The organism is Microbacterium sp. NPDC079176 (genome assembly GCF_040686675.1).
GTDB lineage: Bacteria > Actinomycetota > Actinomycetes > Actinomycetales > Microbacteriaceae > Microbacterium.
In genome coordinates, this window is record NZ_JBFBLM010000002.1 from 49731 (window position 1) to 63480 (window position 13750).

General features: G+C 67.5%; 12 protein-coding genes. 8 read left to right on the forward strand and 4 right to left on the reverse strand.

Features of this window, described 5'->3' with window-relative positions:
- Positions 1-30: 30 nt before the first annotated feature.
- Positions 31-1863, reverse strand: a complete 1833-nt coding sequence (locus AB0P11_RS04250) for an AMP-dependent synthetase/ligase (protein ID WP_363520036.1) — start codon at positions 1861-1863, stop codon at positions 31-33.
- Positions 1864-2014: 151 nt separating this feature from the next.
- Between AB0P11_RS04250 and AB0P11_RS04255 the strand changes: the two genes are divergently transcribed.
- Positions 2015-2713, forward strand: a complete 699-nt coding sequence (locus AB0P11_RS04255; RefSeq protein WP_053099163.1) for a lysophospholipid acyltransferase family protein — start codon at positions 2015-2017, stop codon at positions 2711-2713.
- 37 nt (positions 2714-2750) lie between these two features.
- Positions 2751-4091 carry a class II 3-deoxy-7-phosphoheptulonate synthase gene (locus AB0P11_RS04260; protein ID WP_056278966.1) on the forward strand — a complete coding sequence of 447 codons (1341 nt, stop codon included), beginning with the start codon at positions 2751-2753 and terminating at the stop codon, positions 4089-4091.
- Positions 4092-4217: 126 nt separating this feature from the next.
- Here AB0P11_RS04260 and pknB read toward each other — a convergent pair whose 3' ends face one another.
- Entirely contained in the window at positions 4218-6164 is a 1947-nt protein-coding gene (pknB, locus tag AB0P11_RS04265; RefSeq protein WP_072591464.1) for a Stk1 family PASTA domain-containing Ser/Thr kinase, read from the reverse strand.
- Between the two features lie 79 nt (positions 6165-6243).
- Complete coding sequence (locus AB0P11_RS04270; RefSeq protein ID WP_363520041.1) at positions 6244-7440, reverse strand: LysM peptidoglycan-binding domain-containing protein; 1197 nt, start codon at positions 7438-7440, stop codon at positions 6244-6246.
- Between the two features lie 215 nt (positions 7441-7655).
- On the opposite strand from AB0P11_RS04270, the gene AB0P11_RS04275 reads away from it, so the two are divergent.
- Positions 7656-8000: an Rv2175c family DNA-binding protein gene (locus AB0P11_RS04275; RefSeq protein ID WP_363520840.1), complete on the forward strand. Its 345-nt coding sequence runs from the start codon at positions 7656-7658 to the stop codon at positions 7998-8000.
- 26 nt (positions 8001-8026) lie between these two features.
- Here the strand turns inward: AB0P11_RS04275 and AB0P11_RS04280 are convergent, their stop codons facing one another.
- Positions 8027-9115 (reverse strand): polyprenyl synthetase family protein, encoded by a 1089-nt coding sequence (locus AB0P11_RS04280; protein ID WP_363520044.1) that lies wholly within the window; start codon positions 9113-9115, stop codon positions 8027-8029.
- Between the two features lie 98 nt (positions 9116-9213).
- On the opposite strand from AB0P11_RS04280, the gene AB0P11_RS04285 reads away from it, so the two are divergent.
- From AB0P11_RS04285 to AB0P11_RS04305, 5 genes are all read left to right on the forward strand, one after another.
- Entirely contained in the window at positions 9214-9585 is a 372-nt protein-coding gene (locus AB0P11_RS04285) for a DUF3040 domain-containing protein (RefSeq protein ID WP_053096778.1), read from the forward strand.
- Positions 9586-9864: 279 nt separating this feature from the next.
- Positions 9865-10296 (forward strand): division/cell wall cluster transcriptional repressor MraZ, encoded by a 432-nt coding sequence (mraZ, locus tag AB0P11_RS04290; RefSeq protein ID WP_053096776.1) that lies wholly within the window; start codon positions 9865-9867, stop codon positions 10294-10296.
- 117 nt (positions 10297-10413) lie between these two features.
- Positions 10414-11352, forward strand: a complete 939-nt coding sequence (gene rsmH / locus AB0P11_RS04295) for a 16S rRNA (cytosine(1402)-N(4))-methyltransferase RsmH (protein WP_053096775.1) — start codon at positions 10414-10416, stop codon at positions 11350-11352.
- On the forward strand, positions 11349-11924 hold the full coding sequence (locus AB0P11_RS04300) for a hypothetical protein (protein ID WP_072591461.1): 576 nt from the start codon (positions 11349-11351) through the stop codon (positions 11922-11924). The genes rsmH and AB0P11_RS04300 overlap by 4 nt, the downstream gene beginning before the upstream one ends.
- 39 nt (positions 11925-11963) lie before the next feature.
- Positions 11964-13745, forward strand: coding sequence for a penicillin-binding protein 2 (locus AB0P11_RS04305; RefSeq protein ID WP_056278962.1), 1782 nt, complete (start codon positions 11964-11966; stop codon positions 13743-13745).
- Positions 13746-13750: the final 5 nt, after the last annotated feature.

A 13750-nucleotide genomic window follows, 5' to 3' on the forward strand; every position in this document is an offset into this window, starting at 1 on the left:
GAGCGGGGCCTTTCTGCTGTCTCGCGAGCCTCAGCCGCCGATCGCGACGTTGGTCGTCGAGACGGGTTCGTCGTAGATGGCAGCGATCTCGTCGGCGAAGTCGCTCATGATCACGTTGCGCTTGATCGACAGCTTCGGAGTGAGGTGACCGGAGGCCTCGGTCCATTCGCTGTCGAGAACGGTGAACTTGCGGATGGACTCCGCGCGCGACACGCGCGCGTTGGCGGCATCGACCGCCTTCTGGATCTCGGCACGGACGGCATCGTTCGTGGCGGCCTCGGCGAGCGACATCTCCTTCGGGAGGCCGGCGTTGCCGAGCCAAGTCGGCAGCATCTCGGGATCCAGCGTGATGAGCGCGGAGATGAACGGACGCTGGTCGCCGACGACGACGACCTGTCCGATGATCGGATTCGCGCGGATCGGGTCTTCCAGCGCGGCCGGCGCGACGTTCTTTCCGCCGGCCGTGACGATGATCTCCTTCTTGCGACCGGTGATGGTCAGGAAGCCCTCGGAGTCGAAGCTGCCGATGTCGCCCGTGTGGAACCAGCCGCCGTCGCTGAACGCCTCTGCGGTCGCCTCGGGGTTGTTCCAGTACTCCTTGAAGACGTTGATGCCGCGGACCTGGATCTCACCGTCGTCCGCGAGTCGCACACCCACACCGGGGAGCGCGGGGCCGACGGTGCCGATCTTCGACTTGTCGGCCAGGTTCACGGTCGCCGGAGCAGTCGTCTCGGTGAGACCGTATCCCTCGAGGATCACGACGCCGAGGCTGTGGAAGAAGTGGCCCAGACGCGAACCGAGGGGAGCGGAGCCCGACACCGCGTAGACGACTCTGCCGCCCATGGCTTCACGCAGCTTGCTGTAGACGAGCTTGTTGAAGAGTGCGAACTTGAGCTTCGTCCCGATCGGGATGCTCTTGCCCTCCTCGACGAGCTTCGAGTGCTGGATGGCGACGTCGGCGGCGGCGCGGAAGATCTTCCCCTTCCCACCGGCCTCGGCCTTCTGCTCGGCGGAGTTGTAGACCTTCTCGAAGACGCGCGGCACGGCGAGGAGGTAGGTCGGCTTGAACGACCCGAGCGCCGGCAGCAGCTGTCGAGTGTCGGGCTGGTGTCCGGTGCGCACGCCGGCGTGGATGTTGAGGATCGAGATGAAGCGCGCGAACACGTGTGCTGTCGTGATGAAGAGCAGCGTGGAGGAACCCGGTGTCTGAACCACTGCGTCGAGTGCCGTCGCGGAATTGCGGCACAGCTCGACGAAGTTGCTGTGCGTGAGGACGCAGCCCTTGGGGCGGCCGGTCGACCCCGAGGTGTAGATGAGGGTGGCGATGTCAGAACCGACGGCGATGTTGCGGAGACGCTCGATCTCGGCATCGGTGACGGATGCGCCCTGGGCGGTCAGCGAATCGATCGCTCCGAGGTGCAGCTGCCACACCTCGCGGAGCAGCGGGAGGTCGCCGCGCACCTCATCGAGCCGAGCGAAGTGCTCCGGTGACTCGACCACGAGGGCGATGGCACCGGAATCCTCGAGGATCCACTGGATCTGCGACGGAGAGCTGGTCTCGTAGATCGGGACCATCACGGCGCCGGCGTAGAACAGCGCGAAGTCGACGAGAGTCCACTCGTAGGTCGTGCGTGCGAGGAAGCCCACCTTCTCACCCGGCTGGATGCCCGCGGCGACGAAGCCCTTGGCCAGCGCGATGACCGCAGTCTCGAAGTCGGCTGCGGTGATGTCGCGCCATCCGTCGCCATCGGGCACTGCGAAGAGGGGGCGATCGGGAGTCGCCTGGACGCGCTTCGTCAGCAGGTCGGCGATGTTCGCGTCTGGGTCGGCGGGGACGACGGCGGGGACTTCAAACTGGACCACGGCAGCTCCTTCGGTACCGGTCGGGCACTGGGTTGCACACGAGTCTAGAGCATGACACTCGGTCGCATATCAGGTGACACTCAGTCGCCGATCGGGTCTCGCGAGACCGCGGCTGTGGCGGATGCCGAGCACGACGCTAGACTTCACCTCGATGTTCTACTGGCTGATGAAGTACGTGGCGATCGGTCCCGTGGTCAAAGCGATATTCCGACCATGGGTGGTCGGGCGCGCGAACATCCCGGCGAACGGCGCGGCGATCCTCGCCAGCAACCACCTCTCCTTCGCCGATTCCATCTTCCTGCCGCTGATGATCGACCGACCGATGTCGTTCCTCGCCAAGAGCGACTACTTCACCGGGCGCGGGATCAAGGGCTGGGCAACCAAGTTCTTCATGAAGGCGACGGGGCAGATCCCGATCGACCGCTCCGGCGGCAAGGCGTCCGAAGCCTCTCTCAACACCGGCCTGCAGGTACTCGGACGCGGCGATCTGCTCGGCATCTATCCGGAGGGCACGCGGAGCCCCGACGGCCGGCTCTACCGTGGCCGCACGGGCATCGCCCGGATGGCGATGGAGGCGAAGGTCCCGGTGATCCCGGTGATCATGGTCGACACCGACACCGCGATGCCCATCGGGCAGCGCCTGCCGCGCGTGGTGCGGGTCGGGATCGTCATCGGAGAGCCCCTGGACTTCTCCCGCTACGCGGGCATGGAGAACGATCGCTACATCCTCCGCTCGGTCACGGACGAGATCATGGTCGCCCTCCAGCGACTGGGTGAACAGCAGTACGACGACGTGTACGCATCGACCGTGAAGGACCGGCTCCCGGCCCGCGTCACACAGCGCTCCTGAGGCATCCCGGCTTCGTCACGAGCACTAGGCTGGACACATGCTCCAGCACCACATCGACGCGCTTGATGCGTGGCGCTCGCTCCCGATCAAACAGCAGCCTCAGTGGCTCGACGCAGAGCGTGTCTCCGAGGTCTCCACGCAGATCTCGACGCTCCCGCCCCTGGTGTTCGCCGGCGAGGTCGACAACCTTCGCGATCGTCTTGCGCGAGCAGCGTCCGGCAAGGCGTTCCTGCTGCAGGGTGGCGACTGCGCAGAGACCTTTGCGGGTGCCACCGCCGACCAGATCCGCAACAGGATCAAGACGGTCCTGCAGATGGCCGTGGTGCTGACGTACGGCGCATCTATGCCCGTGGTGAAGATGGGTCGCATGGCCGGCCAGTTCGCCAAGCCGCGGTCGAGCGACACCGAGACCCGTGGCGATGTCACGCTTCCCGCTTACCGCGGCGACATCGTGAACGGCTACGACTTCACCGAGGCGTCCCGCCGCGCCGATCCCGGCCGCCTGCTGCAGGGATACCACACGGCCGCGTCGACGCTGAACCTCATCCGCGCGTTCACGCAGGGTGGCTTCGCCGATCTGCGCGAGGTGCACTCGTGGAACAAGGGCTTCGCGCAGAACCCGGCGAACCAGCGCTACGAGCGCATGGCGGCCGAGATCGACCGGGCCATCAAGTTCATGGAGGCGGCCGGCGCCGACTTCGACGAGCTCACCCGCGTCGAGTTCTTCACCGGGCACGAGGGCCTGCTGATGGACTACGAGCGCCCGATGACCCGCATCGACTCCCGTACGGACACGCCGTTCAACACCTCGGCGCACTTCCTGTGGATCGGGGAGCGCACGCGCGAGCTCGACGGTGCGCACGTCGACTACTTCTCGAAGATCCGCAACCCCATCGGCGTGAAGCTCGGTCCGACCACGTCACCCGAGACGGCGCTCGCGCTGATCGACAAGCTCGACCCCGACCGCGAGCCGGGCCGTCTGACGTTCATCACGCGCATGGGCGCGGGCAAGATCCGCGACGCGCTGCCGCCGCTGCTCGAGGCCGTCCGCGACTCGGGCGCGCAGCCGCTGTGGGTCACCGACCCCATGCACGGCAACGGCATCACGACGCCCACGGGGTACAAGACGCGTCGCTTCGATGATGTCGTCGACGAGGTCCGCGGCTTCTTCGAGGCACACCGGGCCGTGGGCACGTTCCCCGGCGGCATCCACGTCGAGCTCACCGGTGACGACGTCACCGAGTGTCTGGGCGGATCCGAGCACATCGACGAGGCCGCCCTCGCGACCCGCTACGAGAGCCTGTGCGACCCGCGTCTCAACCACATGCAGTCGCTCGAGCTCGCCTTCCTCGTGGCCGAAGAGCTCGAGAAGCGCTGACCACGATCCATCAGACAGAAAGGGTCCTCTCCGTAGTCGGAGAGGACCCTTTCTGTGTGGTGGCGGCGGCGGCGACGGGCGGCCGGCGTGCGGCCGCGCGCGATAAGCGCGGGGACCGCCCGCCTCCTAGAACGCGCTGCTGCGGATCTGGAGGGTGATCTCGGTGCCCTTCGGGCGCTGCGCGCCGGCACCCGGATCGGACCCGCTGACCTCGGTGAAGTCGTTGGGGAACGCGTTCCAGATGCCGTTCCAGGTCGGTTCGAAACCGGCGTCCCGGATCACCTGGGCGGCCTCGTCGCGGCTCATCCCCTCGACCTCGGGCACGGGGAACAGTTCGGGTCCCTTCGAGACGATTAGCTGAACAGTATCGCCGGGGCGCCGATTGCCCTCTTCGGCGCGGTCGGTGACGCCGATGACGACATCCTTCGCGACCGAGTCGCTGAAGACGAACTGCGAGTCCGGGTTGACCTCGACGCCCTTGTCGCGCAGCGTGTTCGTCGCCTGATCGACGCTCATTCCCGCGACATCGGGGAACGCGCCGGCGGAGACGTACAGCTCGACCGTGTCGTCCTCGCGCAGCTCGCAGCCCTCGGCGCACGCATAGACCTCGCCGCCGTCGCGAGGCGTCACGAAGGCGTTGATCACGCGCCCGGCCTCGGCGTCGGAGAAGAGCTGCAGGGAGGTCTCTGTGACGTTGATCCTGATGTCCGCGAGGTAGTCGCGAGCTTCCTGCTCGGTCTTGCCGTTGAGGGTCTCCACCGTGTGCGACGCCGGACCCGAGGACACGAAGACGGTGATCTCGGTGCCCTTGTCGAGGCGTTCGCCCTCGCCGGGGTCCGTACGGATCGTTTCACCGGCGGCGATGTCGATGGAGCTCTCCTCGCCGCGCACCGGCACGAAGCCCTCTGCAGTCAACGCCGATGCGGCGTCGTCGTACGACAGACCGGCCACCCCCGGGACGGCGACGAGTGAACCAGGACCGGACCCGAACCACCAGCCGACACCACCGGCGACGGTCGCGAGAAGCAGCACCAGCGTCAGAAGGAACGCTCCGCGCGCGCGACGTCGTGATGAGCGGCGACGCAGGAGCGTCGCGTTGTCGACGGCAGCCGTGACCGGGGCGGTCGGGTCGGCGATGACCATCGTGCTCGGCATGACCTTGGTGAGGTCCGCGGAGTCGGCCTGCGAACGCTGCGATGTCGTCGCAGCGGCGACGGCGGGTGCGATCCCGAGCCCGCGCTCGATCTCGCGCAGTCGCTCCAGCATCTGCTGCGCATCGTCGGGACGCTCATCCGGCGATTTCTCCGTGGCCCAGAGCACGAGCTCGTCGAGCTCCTCCGGCACGCCGGGATTGCGCACGCTCGGGCGCGGCACGGACTCGGTGGCGTGCTGGAAGGCGATCTGCATGGGCTGCTCGCCCTTGTACGGCTGTTCGCCGACGAGCATCTCGTACAGCATGATGCCCAGCGCGTAGATGTCGCTTCTGGCGTCGGCAGTGCCGCGAGTGACGAGCTCGGGTGCGAGATAGGCGATGGTTCCGAGCAGCTGCTGTCCGGTGGCCGTGTTCGCGGTGGTCGCACGGGCGAGACCGAAGTCGCCGATCTTGATGCGTCCGTCTTCGGCCAGCAGCACGTTCTCGGGCTTCACGTCACGGTGCACGATCCCGGCGCGGTGCGCTGCGGAGAGGCCGGCGAGGACGGCATCCATGATGGTGATCGTCTGCGGGATCGTGAGCCGCTTCTGCTCGCGCAGCAGTTCGCGCAGCGTGATGCCGGGAAGGTACTCCATCACCAGGTATGCGAGTTCGCCGTCCTGGCCCTGGTCGAACACGTTGACGACGTGGGGATCGGCCAGCCGCGCGGCAGCACGTGCCTCTTGGATGAACCGGCTCTGGAAGGCGGAGTCGTCGCTCAGGTGCGCGTGCATGACCTTCAGAGCGATGCGCCGCTCGAGGCGGAGATCGGTGGCGACATAGACGGTCGCCATGCCTCCACGGGCGATTCGGGCGCGCACGCGGTACCGACCGTCGACAAGCCGCCCGATGAGGGGGTCGGCCTGCTGATTGGTCGTCACGTCAAGATTCTATGGAGAACTGCCTGAAAGCCCCGGGAGCGGCTCGCCCCTTGCACCTGCGGGTTTGCCCGGAAGCGCGTCACCCGTGGACACCGAGCCACTGGTGGGCCTGGGTCTCCCACTGGCCGTAGCGATCGGGATACGCGGAGATCTGGACGGCCTGCGCGGCATCCGTGAATGACATGCCCTCCCAGCCTGAGATGTCGAAGAGACCCCGGGAGGCCTGCCCGTTCGGGTCCGACGAGCCGCCGAAGAAGACACGGGTGCTCCGGTCGGCGTCGACCGCCTGCTCGGGCGAACCCCAGCCCATGCTGGGGCGCTGCTGGAAGAGGCCGAGGGAGTCGCGGTCACCCCACGACAGATTGCGCATGCTGGATTCGACCATGGCGGTGGCGAGAGCGATCGCGATGGCGCGGTCGGGCGCGCCGAGCTCGCGTCCGACGCGGATGATGAGCGAGGCGTTCGCGGCCTGTTCGGCGTCGAGGTTCGCGAACAGCTGGGGAGGGGGCGTGGCCGCCGCCGGGGCGGGCGTCGGAGCCGGAGCCGGAGCGGCCGCGACGGTCAGCGACTGGCCGGGGTAGATGATGGCTCCGGAACCCAGGCCGTTCAGCGCGAGGAGCTGCGCGACCGTCGTGCCGTACTTCTTCGCGATGGCGAACAGGCTGTCTCCTGCGGCGACAGCGTGCGCCTGGCCACCGGTCGCGGTCGGAGCGGGGCCGGCTGTCTGCGCGGGGGATGCCGGTGGTGCGGCCGACGGAGCTGACGCGCCGCTGAGCGCGAGCTGCTGGCCGGGGTAGATCACGGACGACCGGTCGAGGCCGTTCGCGGCGAGAACAGCGTCGACGCTCGTCCCGTGCTTCTGCGCGATGGCGAACACGGTCTCGCCGGCGACGACGGTGTGCGTCGCCGGCGGAGCCGCCTGAACCGGGGCCGGGGTCGGCGAGGGGGCACTCGCTCCTGCCAACGACAGCGTCTGCCCCGGGTAGATCACCGAACGCCAACTGAGTCCGTTCCAAGCCAGGACATCGACGGTGCGCAGACCGAACCGGTTCGCGATCGACGAGATCGTGTCGCCCGGCCGCACCGTGTACACGGCAGGAGGCGCCTCGGTCGGCGCGATCCGCGTCGGCGTCGCCTGCAGTCGTTCGATCGGAGACGAGACCGCGTCGGCGGATGCGGGGGTGGCAGCGATCCCCGCAGACAGCGTGCCCAAGAGGGCGGCGGGCACCCCGAGCTGAAGAGTGCGCGTTCGTCGCGCGACGGCAGGCGTTCTCACGGGGATCCCCCTTGTTCGGCGTCCGCCCACGCTGACACGGATGTAAACGGATGTCAACAGGAGTGACGGATGGTGCGAATGGTGCCGATGTGAACCGAAGCCCCGATGCGGAAAGTGCGATCGGCGCTCAGAGGTGAGATAGTTGCAACGTGTCTGTGCCGTCTGAAAGCAACCCGTCTGAAACCTCGCAGCCCGAGGCTGCGTCCGCGAACGCCGTGAGCGCCGCCGGCGTCACCGCCACCGAGTGGCTCACGATGCCCGACCTCGTGGAGGTCCTCGACGAGGCCCTGGGACGTGTGCGCAGGCTCATCGACGAGCACTACCTCATCGGCTCGCGCCGCTCCGGCGTGTTCGCGGTTCCGTCGGTGTTCATCGTCGACAACCACCCGCTGCCCTCGCTGCGCGGCACGATCATCGTGCTTCAGGATGCGGGCTTCTCCGACGACGAGGTCATCGACTGGCTCCTCGCTCCCGAGGAGGAACTCGGTCGCTCGCCGATCGATGCGCTCCTGGCCGGACACAAGAGTGCTGTCCGCAGGGTCGCCCGCACCCTCGCCTGAACCGAGGTCTCTGGAGCGGTTCGCGCTCAGGCCGAGCGCACCGTCGCAGCGCGTGCGAGGTCGCGCAGGTCTCCGACAGCGGTGTTGTCGAGCCGCGCTCCGGAGAGAGCGCGATCTGCTTCCCGCGCATAGTCGTCGATCATCCGCTCCACGCGCTCCAGGGCGCCGGAGGCCGTGATCGTCGCCTGGAGGAATGCGACCTGCTCGCTGGTGAGGTCGGGATCGCCGAGCATCTCATCGAACAGGGTGCGAGCGGACGCGTCGAGAGTCTGCCTCGTCAGAGCGACCAGCACGGTGCGCTTGCCCTCGCGCAGGTCGTCACCGGCAGGTTTGCCGGTCACGGCGGCGTCGCCGTAGACGCCGAGCAGGTCGTCGCGCAGCTGGAAGGCCATCCCGACCGGATGGCCGAACTCGCGAAGCGCCAGAAGCTGGTCCTCGTCGGCATCCGCGATCGCTGCTCCGAGCACGAGGGGCTGCTCGATGCTGTACCTCGCGGATTTGAGGGAGACGACGCGAAGCGCACGCTCGACGTGCGAGTCCGTGGCGTGGACGCTCCAGGCGGACTCCTCCGCGATGTCGAGGAATTGGCCCACGGTGACGTCCCGGCGCATCCGTCCGTATTCGCGGCGGACCGCCGAGGCATGGGGGAGCGGCTCGATCGCATCCTCGAGGAGGTCGTCGCTCCAGGCCACCAGCAGGTCACCGAGCAGGATCGCCGACGAGCGGCCGAAGGCGGCGGGGTCGCCTCGCCATCCGGCTGCGACGTGCGCGCCTTCGAGCGCGCGGTGGGCCGCCGGACGTCCCCGCCTCATGTCGGAGTTGTCGATCAGGTCGTCGTGCACCAGTGCGGCCGACTGGAAGATCTCCAGAGCCGCGCAGACATCCCAGAGGCCCGTCGATTCTTCGGCGTCGCGGTCGCGGAAACGTGCGACCGACTGCCATCCCGCGTGGCAGAAACGGGCCCGCAGGCGCTTGCCACCCACCAGGGTGTCGGCTGCCGCGTCGATCAGGCCTTCGGCATCCGGGCCGTATTCGGCCGACTCGCCTCGCATCCGGTCGAGGAAGAGGCGCAGGCGTGCGGCGACGGCGTCGGAGACAAATGAGGGGGACGGCACGACTCCCAGCATACGTAAAGCCAACGGAGGCCCTTGAAGCTAGCCCGCAGCGGCATACCGCGCGTAGAATGGACGGACGAATACCCGAGGGGGACGAAATGCCACTCTCCGAACAGGAGCAGCGTCTGCTCGACGAGATGGAACGCCATCTCCTCCACAACGACGCCGATGTCGTCACTGCGCCGTCTGGTGACCGCGCTCTCAGCTACCGCAACCTCGTGTACGGAGCGCTTCTGCTCCTCGCCGGTGTGGGCGGGCTGATCGTCGGAGTCGTCCTCGGGGACGTCTGGGGAGTCGTGGTCGGAGTGATCGGATTCGCCGCCATGCTCGGCGGCGTCATGATCGCTGTGACTCCCGTCCGCAAGCCCCTCTCCGCTGCACCCCGCGAACGCGCGGCGAAGCAGCAGAGCTCAGCGTCCTTCATGGATCGCATGAACGATCGATGGGACCGCCGCCAAGACGGCAACTGACCCACACACCTTCACGAAGGCCCGGATGCTCTGAGCATCCGGGCATTCGTGCGTTCGGACCCGTATGCCGGCCCGGGGCTGCGTCGTGATGCCGGGCTCCGTCCTCCACTCGCGCTCCACCATCCTCCACCGCCCTTGAGCCGCGGAAATCCGCGGCTCTTTGTTGTACGCGTACTCACAGGAGCGGTCTGGACAGGGATTGACCGTAGGTTTGTGGAGGAAAGTGGAGTAAAGTGGGGCGCACCTCGAGTTGGCCGGACGGAGAGGGGGTGATGGCTGATGTTGCTGGGAACGCATTCTCCGAAGTTGGACGACAAAGGACGGGTCATCCTTCCTGCGAAGTTCCGCGAAGACCTCGGTGGCGGCATCGTCGTCACCCGAGGGCAGGAACGCTGCCTCTACGTCTTCAGCACGGCCGAGTTCGAGACGATGCACGAGCGGATCCGCCAGGCGCCGCTCGCGAACAAGCAGGCGCGTGACTTCATGCGCCTGTTCCTCTCCGGTGCGAGTGCGGAGATGCCCGACAGTCAGAACCGCATCACCATCCCCGTGCACCTCCGTCAATACGCGGGGCTGCAGAAGGAGCTCATCGTCACCGGAGTCGGCGCCCACGCCGAGATCTGGGATGCGGAGAGCTGGAACACCTACCTCGCAGCAGGCGAGGAGACCTACGCAGATCTCGAGCAGGAGGTGATTCCGGGCCTCTTCTGACCACGGCTGTGATGCCCCGCCGCTCCTGCCCCGACACACTTCCCCGGTGCCGGGTCGTGAAGCGGAGGGGGATCAGGGCCCTGGTCACCGAGATACAGAGATCACCCGAGAAAGATCATGAACCTCCGCGACATCCACACCCCCGTACTCCTCGAACGCTGCGTCGAGCTTCTCGCCCCTGCGCTGCAGGCGGACGGAGCGGTGCTCGTCGATGCCACCCTCGGCATGGGCGGTCACTCCGAAGCGCTGCTCGAGCGGTTCCCGAACATCCGCCTCGTCGGCCTCGATCGCGACACCGACGCTCTGCGCATCGCGGGGGAGCGTCTCGCTCGTTTCCGTGATCGGGTGACGCTGGTGCACACGGTCTATGACGAGATCGGACTGCACGCTCAGGGCGCATCGGGCATCCTCTTCGACCTGGGCGTCTCGTCCCTGCAGCTCGATGAAGCCGAACGCGGCTTCGCCTACTCGAAGGATGCGCCGCTGGACATGCGGATGGATCAGACGAAGGGCGTGACGGCCGCCGAGGTGATCGCGACCTACACCGAAGGCAACCTGCGTCGCATCTTCGAGCGCTATGGCGAGGAGAAGCTCGCGGGACGCTATGCGCGCTTCATCATCGCCGCACGCGAGAAGAAGCCGATCACGCGCTCCGGCGAACTCGTCGAGATCCTCCAGGCGGCGACGCCCGCAGCTGCTCAGCGGGCCGGGCACCCGGCCAAGCGCGTCTTCCAGGCTCTGCGGATCGAAGTGAACACCGAGCTCAACGTACTCGCGGATGCGATTCCCGCAGCCATGGATGCGCTCGCGGTCGGCGGACGCATCGTGGTGATGTCATACCAGTCTCTCGAGGACCGACTCGTGAAGCAGGCCTTCGCCGCCGGTGCAGCCTCCACCGCACCGCGGGGACTCCCCGTCGAGCTGCCGGAGCACGCGCCGCGGTTCCGCATCATCACCAAGGGTGCGGAGCTCGCCGACGACGCCGAACGGGCTCGCAACCCCCGCGCCATCCCCGTCCGACTGCGTGCCGCAGAGAAAGTGCGTGAGAGCTCATGAGTCTGAACGTCGCAGCGCCGAGGCCGAGGGCGCTCCCCGAGGCACCCGAACGCGCACCGCGTCGGCGTCTCGAGCCGGTGACGGGAACCCCCGTCCGCCGCAAGCCGAAGCTCGCCTACGCGCTGGTGGCGCTCGCAGGAGCCATGGCCATCGGAGGCGTGCAGATCGGCCTCTCGCTGGCGATCACCCAGGACTCCTTCGTGCTGGCAGGCCTCACGTCGCAGCAGCACGAACTGGATCTGCGGACGAACGCGCTGCAGGAGGATCTCACCGGGATGAGCTCACCCCAGTCGCTCGCCGCCAGTGCCGCATCCCTGGGCATGGTCGTGGCAGGGGCCCCGTCCTACCTCCGCCTGAGCGATGGAGCCGTCTTCGGCCAGGGAACCGGCGCGACCGGCTCGTCGACCATCGATCCGAACGGCGCCGGCGCGGTGAGCAACTCTCTGCTGAACGACGTGCCGGTGAACGCCTCCACGGCAGACGACCCCGCGCCCGACGGAGCGGCCGGGCAGTCTGCGCAGGAGCTTCCGCCGGCGATCACCGACGGACTCCCGAGCCCCAGCACTCGCTAGACGACCACACCCACCATCGAGACCTGACGGAGAGAGTCCATGACGACACGAGCCACCCGGACACCCCGGCGACGCACGGTCGTCGCTCTCGCGGTGATCCTGGCGATCCTGGCCGCCTTCGTCGTGCGGCTCGTCGACATCCAGGTGGTGAAGGCCGACGAGCACGTCGCACAGTCGCTCGAGTTCATCGCGCACCGCACCGCGATTCCCGGTGAACGCGGCTCGGTGGTCGACAGCGACGGATCCGTGCTGGCCGAGAGCGTCATGGTCTACGACGCGCAGCTCAGCCCCCAGGTCATCCGCCTCCTGGAGGAGGACGAGAAGAACCCGCCGCCACTGCCCTGGGCTGAGGCGTCGACGCGCATCGCCGAGATCATGGGGCTGGATGCGGACGAGCTGCGTGCCGATGTCGCCGCTGCCCTCGCCGAGAACCCCGATTCGCAGTACCTGCCGCTGGTCAAGGGCCTCAGCACCGAGAAGTACATCGAGCTGCGCGACCTCAAGGTCGGCTCGTATCTCGTGATGAAGCCGCGCGAGGTCAGGGTCTACCCGAACGGCGCCGTGGCGGGAAACCTGCTCGGATACCTCGACGGGACCGGCACTGCGCAGGCCGGCATCGAGAAGATGGACGAGAAGTGCCTCGCCCCCACGGACGGCGAGGAGTCGTACCGCACCGGCAAGAACTCCGTCGTCATCCCCGGCAGTGAGAGCAGGGTGGACGCGGTCGACGGCGGCACCGTGCAGCTCACGATCAACAGCGACCTGCAGTGGTACATGCAGCAGATGATCGCCGAAGAGGCGCAGGCCCAGGGCGCCAAGGGCGGCACCGTCACCGTCGTCGAGGTGGGCACCGGAAAGATCCGCGCCGCGGCCGAATGGCCCACCATGGACCCGAACGATCTCGACGCCTCAGCGCCCGAGACGTGGGTGAGCAAGCTCTTCACCTACCCGTTCGAGCCGGGATCGACGTTCAAGGCCGTGACGGCCGCTGCGGTGATGGAGAACGGCGGTGTGACGATGACGAGTCCCACGGTGTCGGCCTCCTCGCACGAGAAGTTCGACAACGGCGCCGTGATCAACGACGCGTTCGTGCACCCGACCTTCCAGTACACCCTCGCCGGCGCGCTCATCGATTCATCGAACGTCGCGCTGTCGAAGTTCGGCACGATGGTGAGCCCGGATGTCCGTCACGACTACCTCGAGCGCTTCGGCGTCGGCGAGACGACGATCGGCTTCCCCAGTGAGACCTCGGGGGAGATCCACCCCACGAGCGAGTGGGACAACCAGTCGCTCTACACCACCACGTTCGGTCAGTACTTCACGGTCACGGCGCCGCAGCTCGCCGGCGCCTACCAGGCGATCGCCAACGGCGGCGAGAAGATCGGTCTCTCGCTGATCGAGTCCTGCACGGCCGCTGACGGCACGGTGGTCACGCCGGGTGCTCCCGAGTCCGAGCAGATCATCAAGCCCCAGACCGCGGCCGACCTCACGCGGATGCTCGAGAACGTGGCCGTCCAGGGCGGCAATGCCGACCGCATCCAGGTTCCCGGCTACCGGGTGACCAGCAAGACGGGTACCGCGCAGATCCCGGACGGCAAGGGCGGCTACAAGTCGGGCGTCTACTACACGAGCATGGTGGGCTTCGCGCCGGTCGACGATCCGCAGTACGTCGTGGTGGTGACTCTCGACGAGCCGACTAGAGTTACATCGTCTGCTGCTACCGCTTCTGCCTTCCAGAAGGCGATGACCCAGACCATGAAGACCTACCGCGTGATGCCGTCCTCCAGCCCGATGGACGCACTGCTTCCGAAGTTCGAATAGACGGC